Annotated in this window: 20 protein-coding genes; 18 read left to right on the top strand and 2 right to left on the bottom strand. The window is 48.1% G+C overall.

Annotated features, from left to right (window positions below; translation table 11 throughout):
* Window positions 1-64 precede the first annotated feature (64 nt).
* The 7 genes from PSHG_RS03810 to PSHG_RS03780 all read left to right on the top strand — a co-directional run bounded on the left by PSHG_RS03810 (window position 65) and on the right by PSHG_RS03780 (window position 8647).
* Complete coding sequence (locus tag PSHG_RS03810) at window positions 65-301, top strand: acyl carrier protein (protein ID WP_010269675.1); 237 nt, start codon at window positions 65-67, stop codon at window positions 299-301.
* Between the two features lie 78 nt (window positions 302-379).
* A complete protein-coding gene (fabF, locus tag PSHG_RS03805; RefSeq protein WP_010269672.1) occupies window positions 380-1618 on the top strand; it encodes a beta-ketoacyl-ACP synthase II in 1239 nt (412 codons plus the stop codon).
* 43 nt (window positions 1619-1661) lie between these two features.
* Window positions 1662-2360 carry a ribonuclease III gene (rnc, locus tag PSHG_RS03800; RefSeq protein WP_010269671.1) on the top strand — a complete coding sequence of 233 codons (699 nt, stop codon included), beginning with the start codon at window positions 1662-1664 and terminating at the stop codon, window positions 2358-2360.
* A gap of 152 nt (window positions 2361-2512) precedes the next feature.
* Window positions 2513-6085: a chromosome segregation protein SMC gene (smc, locus tag PSHG_RS03795; RefSeq protein WP_010269668.1), complete on the top strand. Its 3573-nt coding sequence runs from the start codon at window positions 2513-2515 to the stop codon at window positions 6083-6085.
* A gap of 60 nt (window positions 6086-6145) precedes the next feature.
* Window positions 6146-7147 (top strand): signal recognition particle-docking protein FtsY, encoded by a 1002-nt coding sequence (ftsY, locus tag PSHG_RS03790; protein WP_010269665.1) that lies wholly within the window; start codon window positions 6146-6148, stop codon window positions 7145-7147.
* A 317-nt stretch (window positions 7148-7464) separates the two neighbouring features.
* Window positions 7465-8007, top strand: coding sequence for an adenylyl-sulfate kinase (cysC, locus tag PSHG_RS03785; RefSeq protein WP_010269664.1), 543 nt, complete (start codon window positions 7465-7467; stop codon window positions 8005-8007).
* Window positions 8008-8020: 13 nt separating this feature from the next.
* Window positions 8021-8647: a sulfotransferase family protein gene (locus PSHG_RS03780; RefSeq protein ID WP_010269663.1), complete on the top strand. Its 627-nt coding sequence runs from the start codon at window positions 8021-8023 to the stop codon at window positions 8645-8647.
* A 120-nt stretch (window positions 8648-8767) separates the two neighbouring features.
* Here PSHG_RS03780 and PSHG_RS03770 read toward each other — a convergent pair whose 3' ends face one another.
* Window positions 8768-9607, bottom strand: coding sequence for a polysaccharide deacetylase family protein (locus PSHG_RS03770; protein WP_010269661.1), 840 nt, complete (start codon window positions 9605-9607; stop codon window positions 8768-8770).
* A gap of 158 nt (window positions 9608-9765) precedes the next feature.
* Entirely contained in the window at window positions 9766-10173 is a 408-nt protein-coding gene (locus tag PSHG_RS03765; protein ID WP_010269659.1) for a universal stress protein, read from the bottom strand.
* 313 nt (window positions 10174-10486) lie between these two features.
* On the opposite strand from PSHG_RS03765, the gene PSHG_RS03760 reads away from it, so the two are divergent.
* From PSHG_RS03760 to lepB, 11 genes are all read left to right on the top strand, one after another.
* The gene (locus tag PSHG_RS03760; protein ID WP_010269657.1) at window positions 10487-10837 is read left to right on the top strand and encodes a putative DNA-binding protein; all 351 of its coding nucleotides are present in this window, start codon (window positions 10487-10489) and stop codon (window positions 10835-10837) included.
* Window positions 10838-10914: 77 nt separating this feature from the next.
* Window positions 10915-12294 carry a signal recognition particle protein gene (gene ffh, locus PSHG_RS03755; RefSeq protein WP_187373790.1) on the top strand — a complete coding sequence of 460 codons (1380 nt, stop codon included), beginning with the start codon at window positions 10915-10917 and terminating at the stop codon, window positions 12292-12294.
* A 110-nt stretch (window positions 12295-12404) separates the two neighbouring features.
* Window positions 12405-12677 carry a 30S ribosomal protein S16 gene (gene rpsP / locus PSHG_RS03750; RefSeq protein WP_010269654.1) on the top strand — a complete coding sequence of 91 codons (273 nt, stop codon included), beginning with the start codon at window positions 12405-12407 and terminating at the stop codon, window positions 12675-12677.
* 20 nt (window positions 12678-12697) lie between these two features.
* Window positions 12698-12928 carry a KH domain-containing protein gene (locus tag PSHG_RS03745; protein WP_010269651.1) on the top strand — a complete coding sequence of 77 codons (231 nt, stop codon included), beginning with the start codon at window positions 12698-12700 and terminating at the stop codon, window positions 12926-12928.
* 215 nt (window positions 12929-13143) lie between these two features.
* Window positions 13144-13686, top strand: coding sequence for a ribosome maturation factor RimM (gene rimM, locus PSHG_RS03740; protein WP_010269649.1), 543 nt, complete (start codon window positions 13144-13146; stop codon window positions 13684-13686).
* Window positions 13683-14423, top strand: a complete 741-nt coding sequence (gene trmD, locus PSHG_RS03735; RefSeq protein ID WP_010269647.1) for a tRNA (guanosine(37)-N1)-methyltransferase TrmD — start codon at window positions 13683-13685, stop codon at window positions 14421-14423. Before rimM ends, trmD begins: the two co-directional genes overlap by 4 nt.
* 318 nt (window positions 14424-14741) lie before the next feature.
* A complete protein-coding gene (locus tag PSHG_RS03730) occupies window positions 14742-16043 on the top strand; it encodes an ABC transporter substrate-binding protein (protein WP_010269645.1) in 1302 nt (433 codons plus the stop codon).
* 68 nt (window positions 16044-16111) lie between these two features.
* Complete coding sequence (locus PSHG_RS03725) at window positions 16112-16966, top strand: carbohydrate ABC transporter permease (RefSeq protein ID WP_235782006.1); 855 nt, start codon at window positions 16112-16114, stop codon at window positions 16964-16966.
* A 7-nt stretch (window positions 16967-16973) separates the two neighbouring features.
* The gene (locus PSHG_RS03720; protein WP_010269639.1) at window positions 16974-17819 is read left to right on the top strand and encodes a carbohydrate ABC transporter permease; all 846 of its coding nucleotides are present in this window, start codon (window positions 16974-16976) and stop codon (window positions 17817-17819) included.
* Between the two features lie 219 nt (window positions 17820-18038).
* A complete protein-coding gene (gene rplS, locus PSHG_RS03715; RefSeq protein WP_187373789.1) occupies window positions 18039-18410 on the top strand; it encodes a 50S ribosomal protein L19 in 372 nt (123 codons plus the stop codon).
* Between the two features lie 244 nt (window positions 18411-18654).
* On the top strand, window positions 18655-19233 hold the full coding sequence (lepB, locus tag PSHG_RS03710) for a signal peptidase I (RefSeq protein WP_010269634.1): 579 nt from the start codon (window positions 18655-18657) through the stop codon (window positions 19231-19233).

Here is a 19233-nt window from a genome sequence, read left to right as displayed (position 1 = left end):
TTTTTAGGATTGTATGGCATTTTATATTTAATTCTCGTATAATACCAAAGAGGAGGTGAACCGGATGTCCGATGTATTGGATCGTGTGAAAAGGATAGTTGTCGATCGCCTTGGGGTGGAAGAGTCAGAAGTAACTCCCGAAGCGTCGTTTAAAGATGATCTTGGCGCTGATTCCCTGGATGTAGTGGAATTGGTTATGGAACTTGAAGATGAATTCGATATGGAGATTTCTGATGAAGACGCAGAGAAAATTTCCAGCGTGGGTGAAGTTGTTGCCTACATAGAATCTCATAAGCAGTAATAAGTTAAGTCCCGTTTTCACATAACGGGACTTATCCTCATTATTTTAATAAGTGATGTCATATATAGAGGTGAGTCCATGGCACAACGAGTGGTTGTAACAGGTTTGGGGGTTATGACTTCACTAGGGCATGATCTGCAAACGTTCTGGAACCATTTAATGGAAGGCAAATCTGGGGTTTCCTTAATTGAAAGCTTTGATGTCAGCGAGTATCCTACACGGATAGCTGCTTCCATTAAGGATTTTTCTCCTGAGGATTATATGGACAAGCGCGAAGCCCGTCGGATGGACCGATTTGTGCAGTTTGCCGTAGCCGCCAGTCAGTTGGCGCTCAAAGATGCCAATTTGGATATAAGCCGGGATACCGATCCGGAACGTGTGGGCGTATTTGTAGGCTCGGGGATTGGAGGGCTGATCACTTGGGAAGAACAGCATAAAATCTTGCTGGAAAAAGGACCTAAGCGAGTGAGTCCTTTCTTTATTCCGATGATGATTGCCAACATGGCTTCTGGTCAAATCTCGATGATGACGGGCGCCAAAGGACCAAACAGCACAGCCGTCACAGCATGCGCTACCGGTACGCACTCGATTGGAGATTCGTACAAGATCATTCAACGCGGTGACGCTGATGTGATGATCTGTGGAGGGGCGGAGGCTACGATCAGCTCGACCGGCATGGCAGGCTTTTGTGCTCTTAGGGCTATGTCAACACGCAACGATGAGCCGGAAAAAGCGAGCCGCCCATTTGATACGGGACGCGATGGCTTTGTGATGGGAGAAGGCTCGGGAATTCTCGTGCTTGAATCTCTGGAGCATGCTCAAAAGCGTGGAGCGACCATCTATGGAGAAATTATTGGTTATGGGATGAGCGGTGATGCTTACCATATGACTGACCCTGATCCTGATGGAGCAGCCCGCTGCATGACCAAGGCGATGAAGGATGCGGGCATCCAAGCGGAAGACGTTGACTATATTAACGCACACGGCACTTCCACTCCTGTAGGGGATATTTCGGAAACCACCGCAGTCAAAAAAGCTTTTGGGCAGCATGCGTACAAGCTGGCTGTCAGTTCGACCAAATCGATGACCGGCCATTTGCTCGGGGCTGCCGGAGGCGTTGAAGCTGTAATTTGCGGGCTAACGCTCAAGCATGGAAGAATTCCTCCGACAATTAATCTGGACAATCAGGACCCGGAATGCGATTTGGATTACGTGCCTAATGTGCCGAGAACGGCAGATGTGCATGTGGTCATGTCCAACTCCTTCGGCTTCGGCGGCCATAATGCGACTATCATCATGAAGAAATTTACCGAATAGGGTTTAGGGCAGAAATAACCTTTTATGAAGCAGGTGTATTTGGATGAACCGGGAGTTTACACAGCTGCAGTCCGCTTTGGGCATAGAATTTCATAATCTGAAGCTCTTAAAGCAGGCCTTCACGCACTCCTCGTATGTTAATGAGAACAGGGTGTCGGGAAGCAAGGACAACGAACGCCTGGAATTTCTGGGCGATGCGGTGCTGGAGCTGACCGTTTCTGAATACTTATATGATATTTTTCCTAATCGGAGTGAGGGAGAACTGACGAAGCTGAGGGCCTCGATTGTTTGTGAGCCTTCTCTAGTCACCTTTGCCGAACAGCTGCAATTTGGCCGCTATGTTTTATTAGGTAAAGGCGAGGAGCTGACCGGCGGGCGCAGCCGCCCGGCTCTCCTCGCGGATGTGTTCGAATCGTTTATCGGCGCGTTGTATCTGGACCAAGGCCTTGAAGTGGTGAAGGCGTTTTTGCAGAAGCATATGTTTCCTAAGCTGTCTGCAGACGGCAAGCCTAGAATTCTTGATTACAAGACGCAGCTGCAGGAATACATTCAACAGCATGGGATGGGAATTCTGGAATACCGGATTGTCGAAGAAAAAGGCCCTGCCCATGAGAAGGAATTTGTGGCCGAGGTCGGTATGGGCGAGCGCCTGCTCGGCCAGGGAACCGGCCGCTCCAAGAAGGAAGCGGAGCAGCAAGCCGCTGCCCAGGCCCTTTCCCGCTTGAATGTGACGATCAGTTAACCCAGGCCATAAAAGGATAGAGAGCAAGACAGTGAAGAGCGAACAGGAAGCAGCCCCAAGGGCTTTTCTGTCCGCTTTTTCTGTGTAATCGTTCCGGGTGCGAGCACTTTTCAATGCCTATAGTTGTGATACAATAGCTATGAGGTGAGACCATGTTATTAAAACGGATTGAATTGTCCGGATTCAAATCGTTTGCCGATAAAACCGAGCTGGAATTTGTGCGGGGAATTACGGCAGTTGTCGGGCCCAATGGCAGCGGCAAAAGCAATATCTCCGACGGGATTCGCTGGGTGCTGGGCGAGCAGAGCGCCCGCTCTTTGCGCGGTGGCAAGATGGAAGATGTCATCTTCGCCGGGAGCGACGCCAGAAAAGCGGTTAACTACGGGGAGGTTTCTTTGACCCTGGACAATACGGATAATGCTTTGTCCCTGGATTTCAGCGAAGTAACCGTGACCCGTCGTGTACATCGCAGCGGTGACAGTGAATATTTCATAAATAAGCAGCCCTGCCGGCTTAAGGATATAACCGAGCTGTTTATGGATACAGGCATTGGCAAAGAGGCCTATTCTATCATTGGCCAGGGACGAATAGAAGAAATCCTGAGCACCAAATCAGAGGACCGCCGCGGTATTTTTGAAGAAGCATCGGGTATTGTCAAATACAAATCCCGCAAGCGCGAAGCTGAAAAAAAGCTTGGGGAAACCGAACAGAATTTACTGCGTATCCATGATCTTGTCGCTGAATTAGAGGATCAAATGGAGCCGTTGCGGGATCAGGCGGAGAAGGCGCGGCAATTCAAAAGCCTGAAGGAAGACTTGAAGCAAATCGAAATATCAGTCTATGTCCAGCAAATCGAGGATTTACATAAGCAATGGACCGGGATGAAGGAGCATCACCAGCAGCTTTCTACCCGGCAGCTGGAATTGGCGCGAGTAGTCAACCAGCATGATGCTTATTTGGAAAAGCACCGCTGGGAAACCCAGCGGCTGGAGCAGGAGCTGCAGCAGCTGCAGGAGCAGCTTTTGCAGATCAGCGAGGAGTTTGAAAAATGCGAGGGCCAAGGTGAGGTGCTGAAAGAACGCAAATCGCACACCCAGTCCTCTATTGCCCAGCTGGAGGAATCACTGCGTCTGCAGGAGCAGCGTCTGGAAGCCAAGAAAGATGAGCTGCGTCAGACGAAGGAAAGCATCGTTGCTGTTTCTCAGCAGCTGGAGGATTGCCGGGATAAGCTGACCGAGGAAGAGGACCGTTTGTTAGGGGTTTCCGGGGGCATCAGCAGCCAGACCGAAGAGGACTTGAAAGCCGAGCTGCTTGAAACGCTCAACCGCGCTGCTCAAAGCCGGAATGAAATCCGATATACGGAGCAGCAGCTGGAGGCGCTGGCCAAACGGGAGAACCGGCTCGATGAAGAGCAGAGCAAGTGGTCCTCCGAGCAGCAGCGTCTGCATGCAAGAAAACAGGAGCTGGAAGCTCTGCTGCAGGAAACCGGCAAACAGCTGGAGCAGTTTCGCGCCCGGTTCGCCGAGCTGACTCAGAGCCAGCGCAAGCGTAATGAACTGCTGGATCAAGCGCAGGCCACGGTTCGCAAATGGGAGCAGAAGCTCGATGCTTTAACCTCCCGGCGCGACACGATGAAGGAAATGCAGAATGACTATGATGGCTTTATGCACGGTGTCCGCGAGGTGCTGCGCGCAGCCAAGCGCCCGGACGGGCTGCAGGGCATCCATGGGGCGGTGGCGGAACTGCTTAAGGTGCCCAAAGAAGTGGAGACGGCCGTGGAGACCGCCTTGGGCGGCGCTTTGCAAAACATAGTCGTGCAGAGTGAAGCTCATGGCCGGCAGGCGATCGCCTTCTTGAAACGGAAACAGTCCGGGCGGGCAACCTTTTTGCCGCTGGACGTTATACGCGGACGATCCATTTCGCATACAGACCGCCGTTCCATTGAAGAAGTCGCGGGATTCGTCGGCATCGCCAGCGAGCTGGTGAGCTTTGATCCCCAGTATGAGGCGATTATGTCCAGCTTGTTAGGACATGTTATTATTGCCGAGTCGTTGGAGCAGGCCAACCGGATCGCTGCCCGCTGCCAGTATCGCTTCCGCGTCGTTACTCTCGAAGGCGATGTAGTTAACCCGGGGGGCTCCATGACCGGGGGAAGCCAGCATAAGAAGACGACCAGCCTATTGGGGCGCAAGCGGCAGGTAGAAGAGCTGGATAAGGAGATTCGCCAGTCTCAGGCCCAATTGACGGATTTGATGATTAAGGTATCCGAAATGAAAAAGGAGCTTGCCGCAGAAAATGAGCAGCTGGAGAAGCTGAGGGAAGAAGGGGAGCAGAAGCGGATTGAGGAAAGACAATATGCCGCCGAGCTGGCTCCCCTAACGAATGAGGCGAAGAAAACAGAGGAGCATGTTGTTCTGTATGAACAGGACAAGCAGGTTCTGCTTGAGGAGCACGAGCAGCTCGTCCATCGTCAGCAGCGGGCCGAGCAGGAGCTTGAGCGGCTGGTGGCCAAGGAAGCGGAATTGCAGCAGTCAATCCGCCAGGCTGAACTGGCCCGCAAGGCGAGCGAATCCGAGCGCGAGGAATTGCTGGAGCAGTTGACTGAGCTTAAGGTGAAGGCAGCTTCTTTCGGGCAGGAGAAACAGTCGCTGGTTGAGCATTACCGGAGACTGCAAAGCGATTTCCAGCAGGCTGAACAGGAACAGGAGCAGGCTAATGCCCAGCTTAAGGAGCTGCGGGAGAGAGACAAACAAATCGCTGAGCAAGAAGTGGAGCAAATCGAGCGGCTTAACTCCCTCAAATTAAAGAAGCAGCATTGTTCTGAAACGATTGAGTTTAAACGCGCTGAGCGTGCCGATTGGATGGAACAGCTGGACAAGGAAGAGAGCAAGACGAAGGAGCAGCGGCAGGCCTTAAAGCAGGTGGATGAGGAGCTTCATCAAACCGAGGTGAGGATGACGCGGCTCGATGTAGAGCTGGACAATCTGCTCAAGAAGCTTTCGGAGGATTATGAAATCAGCTATGAGCTCGCCAAGGAAAGATATCCGCTGCCTGAGGATATGACAGAGGCGCAAAATAATGTTCGTGAGTTAAAGCGCCGTATTTCCTCGCTTGGGGAGGTTAACTTAGGCGCTATAGAGGAATTTGCCCGGGTAAGTGAGAGGTTTGAATTCTTAACTTCCCAGAAGGATGATCTGACCGAGGCCAAAACGACGCTGTACCAGGTTATCCGCGAGATGAACGAGGAGATGTCCAAGCGCTTCCGCACCACCTTTGAAGCGATCCGTTCTCATTTTGTAGTCGTGTTCGCCAAGCTGTTCGGAGGTGGCCGGGCGGATTTGATCCTGTCCGAACCTAGCCAGCCTCTGGAGACGGGTATTGAAATCGTGGCACAGCCTCCAGGCAAAAAGCTGCAAAACCTGCAGCTGCTTTCCGGGGGAGAGCGGGCTTTGACCGCTATAGCCCTGCTGTTCGCTATTCTCCGGGTCAAGCCCGTTCCATTCTGCGTTCTGGACGAGGTCGAGGCGGCGCTGGATGAAGCTAATGTTACCCGGTTCGCCGAGTACTTGAGAGAGTTTTCTAACGAGACTCAATTCATCGTCGTTACTCACCGCAAAGGGACAATGGAGGAAGCGGACGTCCTTTACGGGGTTACGATGGAAGAAGGCGGAGTGTCCAAGCTAGTTTCGGTAAAACTGGAAGAGGACGAGCCGGTATCTGCTTAAGACCGGGGCATTGGGGTTAAGGTATGAAGATAAAAAGCGGTATAAGAGGGAGGCCAGCAGATGAGCTTTTTTAAAAAATTAAAAGAGAGCATTTCCAAGCAAACGGAGGCCGTCACCAACAAGTTTAAAGACGGACTGAGCAAAACAAGAGATGCTTTTATCGAAAAAGTGGAGGATTTGATCATCCGCCGCAAAAAAATTGACGAAGAATTTTATGAAGAACTGGAAGAAATCCTGATCGGCGCTGACGTTGGCGTGACAACGGTAATGGATTTAATTGATGATTTGCGTGCCGAGGTACGCAAACGGAAAATCGAGGATGCTGCCGAGCTTAGACCGGTTTTATCCGAGAAGCTGGTTAATCTGCTGCGCGGAGACCAGGATAGTTCGGTGCGAATGTCCGATAATGATCTTACGATCTTTCTGTTTGTCGGCGTTAACGGGGTCGGCAAAACGACTTCCATTGGCAAGCTGGCACATCGCTACAAGCAGCAGGGTAAAAAGGTGATGCTGGCAGCAGGAGATACATTCCGCGCCGGGGCGATCGAGCAGCTGGAAGTGTGGGGAGAGCGCGCCGGTGTAGAGGTCATCAAACAGCAGGCGGGATCGGATCCGGCTGCGGTAATGTTTGATGCGATTAAAGCGGCGAAAAACCGGGGAGTCGATATTTTGCTATGCGATACAGCTGGACGCTTGCAGAACAAGGTCAATTTGATGGAGGAGCTTAACAAAATTTATCGCGTCATTCAGCGTGAAGTGCCGGATGCGCCTCATGAGGTTTTGCTCGTTCTGGATGCTACCACTGGTCAGAATGCACTGAACCAGGCTAAGCTGTTTGGTGATAAAACAGGCTTGACCGGGCTCATCCTGACCAAGCTTGATGGCACAGCCAAAGGCGGGATTGTCATTGCTATCCGCCAGGAAATGAATATTCCGGTTAAATTCGTCGGACTTGGTGAAAAAATCGACGATCTCGAGCCGTTTAACTCGGAGCAGTTTGTGCACGCTTTGTTTGCCGGACTTGTCACAGAGGAAATAGCAGAAGGGCAGGAGCAGTCCTGATCAGGCTGTGAAAAGTTCAGGTCCTAATTTCACGATGCCATTCCCCATTCACCAAATTATGGAGAGGGCAAAAACCGTTCCCGCGGGCTGTGTGGGAGCGGTTTTTCTAATAAGGAAGGACATGTCTGAAAGGTGTGGGAAGAAAATTGGAGCAGGATATTTACATTTCGTCCACTCCACAAGGAGAGAAAAATCATATAGTAGAGAGAATCATAAAGTAATATAAACAAAGATTGAAAATTTGAGAAAATTCCAGGTCTGGACGATACTAGTCACAGTTGGCAGCATCTTGCCTCGTTTAAAAAGGAGATGAGAACATGCAGAATGGACCCGTTGTTTGGTTTACAGGCTTGTCAGGATCGGGCAAGACAACACTAAGCCGGGAAGTGGAGAAAATGCTGCACGCGCTCAGTATTTCAGTTGAAGCTCTTGACGGAGATACGTTTAGAAAACATCTGGCCTCTGACTTGGGATTTACCCGGCAGGACAGACATACCAATATAGAGAGGGCGGCTTATGTGGCAGGTTTGTTGTCACGGCATCGGATAACGGTGCTGGCCTCATTTATAACGCCCTACCGCTCCATGCACAGTTATTTGAGAGAAAAACTGGATCCTTATATCGAAATTTATGTAAAAAGCTCATTGGAGGAATGCATAAGGAGGGACGTTAAGGGCCTCTACCGCAAATCACTTGCAGGGGAGATTCAAGCCTTCTCCGGCGTAACGGATCCGTATGAGGAACCCGAGCATCCGGATTTAATTCTGGACACAGAGCAGTGCACGCCTGAGGAAGGAGCACGTGAAGTGATAGCTCTGCTGCAAAGGAGACAACTGCTTTACACCGGATCAAAGTCTTAATGGAGGGGTTAGTATGAACGAGACGAAACTGATTGTCTATATTCATATTCCGAAAACTGCCGGAACCACACTTCGTGAGATTATTAAACAGCAATATCCGGAAGGAGTAGCTAGTCTCGAGGTTATGGATCCTGCTGCTTTTCCAGCCCAGCTGCCTCCATTTGTCGATCAGATCACTTCCCCGGGTTCTAAAATCAAGTGGGTAAACGGTCATCTTTCTATGGAAGTAAAGGACTATCTTCCTAAGTCAACGAAGTATGTGACCATGCTCCGAAAACCAACCGAGCAAGTTATCTCTCACTATCATTACATTCGCCGCCAACCTGGACATCCACTTCATAAGCTAGTTCATCCTATGACATTATCTGAATTTATCGAGCATCCGATAACACACTGGAATATTTGCAACCCGCAAACGAGGCAGCTTTCAAGAATGAGGAAGACCGATTTGCGGGAAGCAAGAAGCAATCTCAACCGCTATTTTGCTGTTACCGGCATAGTTGAGCGATTCAAGGAAAGCGTGTTTCTGATGAAGAAAAGCTTCTCCTGGGGTAGAGTTCACTTTAAAAATTACAATGTCACTCCATCCAGACCAGCAGCAGACAGCTACCCGAGTGAAGTTATCAGCCGGATTCAATAGCTGACCGACCTGGATCACCTCTTGTACGAAGAGATGCTGCAGCAGCTGGAGGAAAAACTGGATGCTCTGGGCCGGCTGGAAAAGGTTGAGTTTGAGCGCTTTATGAAAAAGAAGCCGTAACTATTTGCTTATGTCTGTATTTATGCTCGCATCTATGTTCAGCAGCTGCGGAACTGTGACCAATTCATAGTTGTCTTTCTGCAGGCTTTCGATGATGGCAGGCAGCGCTTGAACGGTAGCAGACAAATCCTGGCCATGGCCGCCTGCGGAATGTTGAAGCACAATAGCGCCGGGATGAACGTTGTCAAGCACGTTGGCTTTAATTTCATCCGGGTGAAGTCCTTTCCAATCCAAGGAATCTACATCCCAATTAACGACAAGAAAATGTTTGGAGATGGCCCATTTCAACTGCTCTTCATTGATCGCTCCATAAGGCGGCCTAAGCAAACTGGGCTCATAACCGATCAAAGAGCTCAAAATAGATTGGGTCCGCTCAGTTTGCTGCTCAAATAAAGATGTTGGCAATTTTGGAAAATTAGGATGATTATAGGAATGGTTGCCTATAATGTGTCCTTCTTCTTGAATCCGGCGAACGATTTGGGGATTGTTTTCTGCCTTATAGCCAATAAGAAAGAAGGTAGCCTTCACGTCGTACTGCTTTAGGATATCAAGCACCTGCGGGGTAAAGCGTTGATCAGGACCATCATCGAATGTTAATGCCACCTGCTTGTTGTGGGCCGGACCGCTAAGGAGAAAATCGGTCGGATATTTTGCCCTTAATTCACTTATCGTTTGTTCTGCTTCTTCATTTTTTACTGTCGGTTCACTCTTTGGCTTAGCTTGAACGGTGATGACGGAATTCTGACTTGGCTCAAGCCATGGCTTACCGGTAAAGACGGCAGTGATTATGAATAGCAGCAGTGCAGCTGACCACACGAGACGCTTCGAAAAGTATTTCATTGAACATGGTTCCTCCCTCAAAACCCGGCTTTCCCTTACAAAGCTGTATTTACGCACTGCAAGTACTTATTGTTGTCTAGCTCCACCCGCCAATAGACTAACAATAAAGGGAAAGCATTCTTTTCCTTAGTTTGGGAAGGAGGGGATGTTTTTATCCCTTACTTGACGATCATAACCGGACATCGGACGTGTTTTATTACTTTTTGACTCACGCTCCCGAGCACCAATTCCTTAAGCGAGCCCAGACCTCTGCTCCCCATTACAATTAAATCGAAGCTGTTTTGTTCGGCGTGTTCAATAATAATGGGACCCGCTTCCCCATGCAAAAAAAGAGTCTCGCAAGTAATGCCTTTTTCCCTGCCGAGTTTGAGAAAAGGCTTCATGATAGCCATCATTTCGTCAAGCAGCTCAGTGGACACCTCACCCTCGAGCCCTTCGCGGATACCTATCACATGAAGCAGATAGACGGTAGCTCCCGGAAAACGTTCTGCCAGCTCCAGCGTGTGCTCACATGCTTTCAAAGAATGGTGCGATCCATCAATGGCAACCAAAATTTTTCTATACATATTAAGAGCCTCCCTGAGTACTAAAATAGTCAAGTTACGGATAAGCAAAACCCTTCGCGAGTTATTTTTGGGGGTCCCGCAAAGTACCTGTATTAAGCTTCTGTGCAAATAGCGTGTGCCTTTCGAGGTGATTTTCGATGGAAACCCTGATGCTCACTTTGCAGGGTTCTTTTAGTATGGAAAGAAGTTTGCAGTAATAGACGTTCATTTTTTAAAAAAAGCTGTCAAGGAGAAGATGTTGACACGGCAGAAGTTGTAAAGTAAAATAGTTGAGGTCAGTGTCAAGTGTTTTACCTTAACGGGGGTATGCTGAATGCCCGATATGAATCCATTGGATAAGACAAACCGAATGAATCTGTTATTCGATTTTTATGCCGGATTGTTGACAGAAAAGCAAAGAACTTTTCTGGCCTGCTACTTCCGTGATGATTACTCACTTGGAGAGATCGCTGCGGAATACAGCATCAGTCGTCAGGCTGTATATGAACATATTAAACGCGCCGAGCAAATGCTGGAGGACTATGAGAGCAAGCTTCATCTCCTGCACAAGCACGAACAGCGCGGGCGCTATCTGGAACAGCTCGCTAAAGCAATTGAGGAAGCTGACCCGCTTATGCGCAAGCGGGTTGAACCGCTCTTACAACAATTGTACACTATAGACTAACGGATTGAATCAATCTTCCTTACCCGCAGGATAGACATTTAACAAACAGACAAGCAGTTATAGTTTCGGGAGGTGGGATGGTGGCATTTGAGGGACTTACAAGCCGACTGCAAAATGTTTTCAGCAAGCTGAAGGGAAGAGGCAAGCTGACAGAGGATGACGTAAACGAAGCCCTCCGTGAAGTTAGACTTGCTTTACTGGAAGCAGACGTAAACTTTAAAGTAGTCAAGCAGTTTATAGGCAAAGTAAAAGAGCGTGCCATCGGCCAGGAAGTGCTCAAGAGCTTTACTCCGGGCATGGTCGTTGTTGAAATTGTAAATAAAGAATTGACCGAGCTGATGGGTGGAACCCAGAGCAAGCTGGCAAGGGCGAACAAGCCGCCGACGATTATTATGATGGCAGGGCTGCAGGGTGCCGGTAAAACAACGCTGACAGGCAAGCTGGCCAAAATGCTGCAGAAGCAAAATCATAAGCCGCTCTTAGTAGCTTGTGACATTTATCGGCCGGCTGCAATCAAGCAGCTGCAGGTGCTTGGGGAACAGCTCAACGCCCCTGTATTTACGATGGGAGATCAGGCCAATCCGGTTGATATTGCCCGCGAAGGCGTGCGTCAGGCGAAGGAAAACGGCCACGATTATGTCCTTATTGATACCGCCGGACGGCTTCACGTAGATGAAGCGCTGATGACAGAGCTGAAGCAAATCAGTGCGGAAGTGGAGCCTCATGAAACCTTGCTCGTAGTGGACGCGATGACAGGGCAGGACGCAGTCAATGTTGCCGAGAATTTCCATAAGGAGCTGCAGCTCACCGGAGTGGTGCTTACTAAGCTCGATGGGGATACCCGGGGCGGAGCGGCAATTTCGATCAAGGCTGTTACAGGTTGTCCGATCAAGTTCGCCGGTATCGGTGAAAAGCTTGACGGTCTGGAGCCTTTCCATCCTGACCGGATGGCCTCGCGGATTCTGGGCATGGGCGATATGCTTACTCTGATCGATAAAGCGCGCTCCACTATTGATGAAGAAAAAGCTAAGGAAATGGAGAAAAAGCTTCGCAATGCGGAGTTTACGTTTGAGGATTTCCTTGAGCAGATGGATCAGATGAAGAAGCTTGGCCCTCTGGATCAGATTATGGAGATGATCCCCGGCATGAACAAAGTGAAGGGGATGAAAGATGTCAAGATTGACGATCGCAAAATGGCTCGTATTGAGGCGATTGTCAAATCCATGACGACCGAGGAGAAACGCCAGCCCGAATTGCTGAACGCCAGCCGCCGCAAAAGGATTGCTCTCGGCAGCGGCAATTCCGTTCAAGAAGTGAACCGGCTGATCAAGCAGTTTGAAGACATGCGCAAAATGATGAAGCAGCTTTCCGGAATGATGGGACCTAAGGGACCAAAGGGCGGAATGAAGGGCTTGAAAGGCAAAATGGGCAAAAACTTCAAATTTCCTTTCGGTTAATAGCATCTGTTCGGCTCCGGTTACAGTATAGATCAATCCAATATTATAAGATCATTCTTATGATGGTCATAGAATACCCGATGAACTTTGGCAAGGAGGTGAAAGCAGACATGGCAGTACGTATTCGTTTGAAACGGATGGGAGCCCACAAGGCGCCTTTCTATCGTCTCGTCGTTTCCGATTCCCGCTCTCCGCGTGATGGACGTTTTATCGAAGAGATCGGAACTTACAACCCGCTTACTCAACCGGCTGATGTAAAAATCGACGAAGAGAAAGCTTTGAAATGGCTTCAAAACGGTGCGCAAGCATCCGACACTGTACGCAGCTTGTTCAGCAAAGCAGGGATCATGACTAAATTCCACGAGCTTCGGCAGCAGAAATAATTCTGTTCGGAGGTAACGCTATGAAAGAGCTCATATCCGTTATTGCCAAGGCACTGGTTGATCATCCTGAAGACGTTTCGGTGAAAGTGACCGAAGCAGAACACGCAACGGTTTACGAGCTTTCTGTCCATCCTTCCGATGTGGGCAAAGTGATCGGAAAGCAGGGACGGATTGCTAAGGCTTTACGAACCGTTGTAACATCTGCAGCTGTGAAAGAAAATAAAAGGGTGTCTGTCGAGATTGTTTCTTGACAGACCGTCCCCAGATGAGAAAAGGGAAGGGTACACAACCTGACCCTTTTCTTCGTGTTGGATTAATTTTTTAAGCATAGCTGTTTGGTGTACAATAAATAATTAAGCAGCGCTTAAATGCGTGAGGTTCGGAAGAGGCCAGTGCGATATACATATAGCTTGAAGAAAAGAATTTGTACCACTTCAAATGAATAAATCCGGGAGGCAAGAAGCTAATGGAAAGCAAATTATATAATGTAGGCAAAATTGTGAACACACATGGCATTAGGGGGGAGCTGAAAGTCGTTCCTTCTACCGACTTCGCCGACATTCGGTTTGCAAAAGGCAGCAAGCTGGTGTTGACTGATGAGCATTCAGACCAACACATTCCGGTTGAGGTGACGTCTGCAAGACAGCAGAAAAACGTCTTTCTCATCAAATTGAACGACTGGAATGATATTAATGAGGTGCAAAAATATAAGGGTTGGCGATTAAAAATTGCCGAGTCGGAGTTATCCGAGCTGGAGCCGGGGGAATACTATCATCATCAAATTATAGGCTGCCGTGTCCTTACAGAAGATGGCGAAGAGCTGGGGCAGGTTAGTGAGATTCTTTCCCCGGGCGCCAATGACGTATGGGTAGTCGAGCGTACCCAGGTGTCTCCGGGAGGAAAAAATAGGCCGCTGCTTATCCCTTACATTGATGATGTTGTGCTTGACGTCGATTTGCCGCAGCAGGTCATTACTATTCGGCTGATGGAAGGTTTGTTGGACTTATGAAAATAGATGTACTAACGCTATTTCCGGAAATGTTTACCGGCGTCTTTCAATCAAGCATATTAGGAAAAGCCAGCGACAAAGGACTCGTGAGCTTCCAAACGGTTAACTTCCGCGATTATGCCCATAACAAGCACAATACCGTTGACGATTATCCTTATGGCGGAGGGGGCGGTATGGTGCTTAAAGCGGAGCCGGTTTTTTTGGCTGTAGAGGCATTGACCGCAGGGGACGGGGAAGCCCCCCGGGTTATTTTGATGTGCCCGCAAGGCGAGACCTTTAATCAAGCTAAGGCGGAGGAGCTCGCCAAGCAGGAACGGCTTATTTTTATATGCGGCCATTACGAAGGATATGATGAAAGAATACGTGAGCACTTGGTGACAGACGAGCTGTCCATAGGAGATTATGTGCTTACCGGAGGAGAAATTCCGGCAATGGCTGTCATTGACAGTGTTGTCCGGCTTCTTCCCGGTGTGCTCGGCAACGAATCTTCGGCGCAGACTGATTCTTTCAGTACCGGACTGCTGGAATATCCTCACTATACACGGCCGGCCAAATTTCGTGATTGGGAAGTGCCGCCAGTACTTCTGTCCGGTCATCACAGTCAGATTGAAGCGTGGCGCAGGAAGCAGTCCTTGTATCGCACATTCAAGCGCCGCCCGGATCTGATTCGCCCTGAGCGCTTAAATGATGAGGAAAGGCAGTGGCTGGAGGAGTGGCAGGCAAATGAACAGGATTAACACCCATTGCCAATCATTTTTCTCACCCGAAACAGCACTGTTTTAAAGGCCGCAAGCACTACTTTTTAAAAATTATCACAGCGGTAGAGGGTTTTTGCTGGTTTTATTCATGCACTTAGTGAATCTTTCCGGCAACAGAGGGTAATAATAAATCGCGAGTTATTCACAATTTATTTAGGACAAGCATCTTGCAGAAATCGACAAAATCCGATATTATTATCTGTATAGAGAGGTTTTTTTCAAAAATAATAAAATAATTGAAGAAAAATTCCGATCGAAAATTTCATTTTAAAAAAATGTTCTAAGGGGGAATCAAGCTTGAAACTGAGGAATGTAAAAGCAATGAGTGTCCTGGCTGCAACCGCTTTATTCGTCAGCGCGTGTGGCGGTGGCGGAGGCGGCGGAGGCGGAGGTTCCACAACTCCTGAAGGCAATGGCGATAATGGAGGGTCTAACGCACAGAAGGAAATTACTTTCTGGACCATCTCCTTGAGCCCGGACTTTGATGATTACATCAACGGTGTGATCGATGCTTTCGAGGATGAGAACCCAGGAGTTACCGTGAAGTGGCAAGATATTCCTTACGACACAGTTGAGCAAAGAACCTTGACTGCGGCTGCTTCCGGCGGTCTTGCTGATGTCATGAACCTGAACACTGATTATCTGAAAAAGCTTTCCGCTCTCGGAGCGATTGCTAACATGGATGAGCTGCTTCCAAACGCTAAGGAAGACTTTTTTGAAGGGGTTTGGTCAGCCGGCCAATTTGAAGGCGTAACTTACGCATTGCCTTGGTACTTGTCTAACGGCGTTGTCCTTTACAACAAAGAGCTTCTCGAAAAGGCAGGATTTACTGAGCCTCCGGCTACAGAAGAAGAGGCCTGGGAAATGTCTGCAGCGATTAAGGAAGCTACAGGAGCCTACGGCAATACAATCAAAGATATTCATCTCTATTTGCCTAGACACGGAATTAACATTGTAAGCGACGATTTCAAATCCGCCGCATTTAACGTACCGGAAACGGTAGAAATTTTCAAAAAGTTCAAGGAAAGATATGATGCCGGACTAATTCCGGAAGAAATTTTATTGAATCAGGCCAAGCCGCCAGAATGGTTTGCGCAAGAAAAAATTGCTTTCTGGGGAACCGGACCGCAATTGTTCCGTCAGGTTGAGGATCTTTCTCCTGAAGTCTATGCAAAATCCGATGCAACCGCTGCTCTGACTGGTACTACAGGACTTTCTCACGTGGCCATTATGAACATCGCCGTATCTGAGAAAAGTCAGCATAAAGAAGAAGCGGCTAAGTTTGCTCAGTTCATTACCAATGCAGAGAACCAATTAGCTTTCGCTAAAATTGTAGCTATCCTGCCTTCAGTAATTGAGGCGGCTCAGGACGAGTTCTTCACCCAAGGCGCGGACTCCGATGATCCGACAGAAAAGGGACGTTACCTGGCAGCAAAACAGCTGGAAACTTCTGTTGATATGCTTGCACCGGTTGAAAACGTAAGCTTGATTAACAAAGCAATTAACGAAGAGTTCCACAGAGTTCTGCTTGAAAACAAAGACCCTGCACAAGCTGTTGCAGACGCTGAGGCAGAAGTCAATTCCCTTCTGGGACAATAAGAGCTATATTGCATTGAATTCATCTAGCTGTGCTCACTTGCAGCTAGATGAATCTTTTCCGGAGGTGTATGATGTACAAAACTAGACACGCATGGCTTTTCTTAACGCCGACTTTGCTGCTTCTATTTACGTTTAGCTTGCTGCCTGCAATAATGGCCTTCGTATTGAGCTTCAGTACGTATAATGTATTCCAGCCGATTGACTGGATCGGGTTCGATAATTATTTGCGCGCTTTTAACGATGCGCAGTTCTGGAATGCAATGAAGAACACATTTATTTACTGGCTTCTGGTTACCCCGGCACTGATCGTTTTGCCGATCTTTATCGCGATTTTGGTTAACCAGGCACTCATTGGAATCAAGCTTTTCCGTCTTGTCTATTATTTCCCTGTCCTGGTTTCCGTTGTTGTGACCGCATTTTTATGGCAGTGGATGTTCCAAAGTGACGGAATCTTTAACTATGTTCTTAGTTTGTTTGGCGTTAGCCCGGTTAAGTGGTTGACTAGCACCAGTATGGTTTTGCCTAGTTTGGCTATTGTTACCATATGGCAAGGATTAGGCTATTACATGCTGTTTTATCTTGCAGGGTTGCAATCAGTTTCAAACGATCTTTATGAAGCGGCGGAACTGGACGGCGCGGGATTTATGCGTAAGCATTTGTCCATCACACTTCCATTGCTAAGACCGATTATTTTCTTTGTTGCGGTAATGTCCACAATGTCTGCTTTCAAGGAATTTACATTAATGCTGACGATGACCGAGGGCGGCCCGCTGCGGGCATCTACAACGGTTGTTTATATGGTGTTCGAAAAGGCCTTTACCAGTCTGGAAATGGGTTATGCCAGTGCGATTTCGTTTATCCTGTTCGCTGTAATTCTGATTCTTTCCATTTTGAACCGAGTCTTGATAGAGAAGGAGGATTGATGTAGTGATGGTCAAAACAAGAATACCTAAGCGCAAAATTATTCACAGAACCGTTTCGTACTTTTTTCTTACACTCTTGGCTGTCATTACGATCGTCCCTTTTCTCTGGACCGTTTCAACTTCGCTGAAAGGTCAGAACGAGACGATTTTTTCCATGCCGCCCCAGTTTATTCCAAGTAATTTTACGTTTGAGAATTACTTAACTGTATGGAACTCGCTGCCTATTCCTCTTTACTTGTGGAATAGTGTGATTCTGGCATTCTTTGGTGTCATTTTACCCTTGATTTTCTGTTCGCTAGCTGCTTTTCCACTAGCTAGGATGAAGTTTAAAGGTAGAGAAATTATCTTCTACCTAATAATTGCGACAATGATGATTCCAGGTGAGGTCACCATGATTCCGATCTACCTGATCTTAACTGAATTAAATTTGTTAGGCAGCCATACCGGGGTTATTTTGCCGGGTGCAGTGTCTGCCTTCGGGATTTTCTTGATGCGTCAAGCATTTGTAGGAATACCTAAAGAAATTGAGGAATCGGCTATTATGGACGGAGCCAGTGTTGGAAGGATCTGGTTTTCAATCTTGCTTCCGATGGTGCTGCCGATGATGGCTACATTGGGAATTCTCAGCTTTATCGGCGCCTGGAATAACTTCCTATGGCCTTATCTGGTCCTGGAGGACTCCAGTTTATATCCATTGACTCTTGGATTATATGAACTGCAAGGTACATTTGTGACCAATACCCGACTGGTAGCTGCAGGTACGATGATTGCTTTGATTCCTATTCTGCTGGTCTTTGTATTCTTCCAGCGGTATTTTATTCAAGGTGCATATTCAAGTGCTGTAAAAGGCTAGGCAAATCCAGAGGATCCTTGTTAATCTAGTTAATCTATGGTTACGGGATCCTTTTTGGTGCTGCGGATGAAACCTTGAATTTATGCAGTATACATCTAACAGATTGGCAAGCGGACAACCATTGTATTTCGTGGTTGGATATGGTAGAATATCTCTTGTTGTGTTTTGTTTGACTAAGGTGGTCCTCTACGCTCAACACCGTGTGCAATGATTGGCGGAATGAACACCTGTTTGGAAGGAGGGAGTCAAGTGAGTATTATTCAAGAAATTACGAAAGAACAGCTGCGTACTGATCATCCTAGCTTTCGTCCCGGAGATACTTTAAAGGTGCATGTTAAGGTTATCGAGGGAAGCCGTGAACGTATTCAGGTATTTGAAGGCGTTGTGATCAAAAGACGCGGAGGCGGAATTAGCGAAACCTTTACGGTTCGCAAAATTTCTTACGGTGTTGGAGTGGAAAGAACGTTCCCTCTGCATACTCCGAAAATCGATAAAATCGAAGTGGCCCGTCGTGGTAAAGTCCGTCGCGCCAAACTTTACTATCTGCGTAACCTGCGCGGTAAAGCAGCTAGAATTAAAGAAATCCGTTAAACACATGGGGGGGCTTAAACACAAGCCTCCCTTTGTTTACCGCAATAGAGTGTAAGGTGCCGGATAATTCCGGAAACCGCAACATCATACAGTAGAGTCAAACGATTTAGGGTTTATATCTTGCACCACATGCCGATGAAATTTGAATTACACCCAATGTTTGCTACAACGTTTGAACGTAAACGGTTGGTTGGATACTCCCGAAAGCTGCACGTACTGAAATATAGAAAGCGGGTGCCCGAACGTGGAACAAGAAAAGACTTCGGATAGCCCAAATCCGGTAAAAAACGAAATTTGGGAGTGGGCCAAAGCACTAGTTATTGCAGCGGTCCTCGTGTTGCTGATACGCTGGTTCATTTTCACCCCTTTTATTGTCGATGGGCCGTCTATGCAGCCTAACTTCCATTCGGGAGAACGGCTGATTGTCAATAAAATATTGTACACCTTCCGTGAGCCACAGCGCGGAGAGGTTATTGTATTCCATGCTCCGCAGGGAAGGGATTACATAAAGAGGGTCATCGCTCTGCCTGGAGAGACAATAAAGATTCAAGATAATCAAGTCTATATCAACGGAGAAGAGTTGGAAGAAGAATACATCCGCGAAGCGGTTGAGGCGGCTTTGCAGAATGGCTATTCCTACAATAGTGATTTCGCTGAGCTAACGGTACCGGAAGGTCATGTGTTTGTCATGGGAGACAACCGGGTAAACAGCCAGGACAGCCGTGAGCCGTCCGTAGGTCCTGTGCCTTTTGACAAGGTGGTTGGCCGGGCCGATGTTATTTTTTGGCCGCTGCCGCAAATCAGCATAGTGAAGCATCATTAA

The sequence above is a fragment of the Paenibacillus senegalensis JC66 genome (assembly GCF_000285515.1).
Lineage (GTDB): Bacteria > Bacillota > Bacilli > Paenibacillales > NBRC-103111 > Paenibacillus_L > Paenibacillus_L senegalensis.
This window is presented reverse-complemented; position numbering and strand designations above follow the sequence as displayed.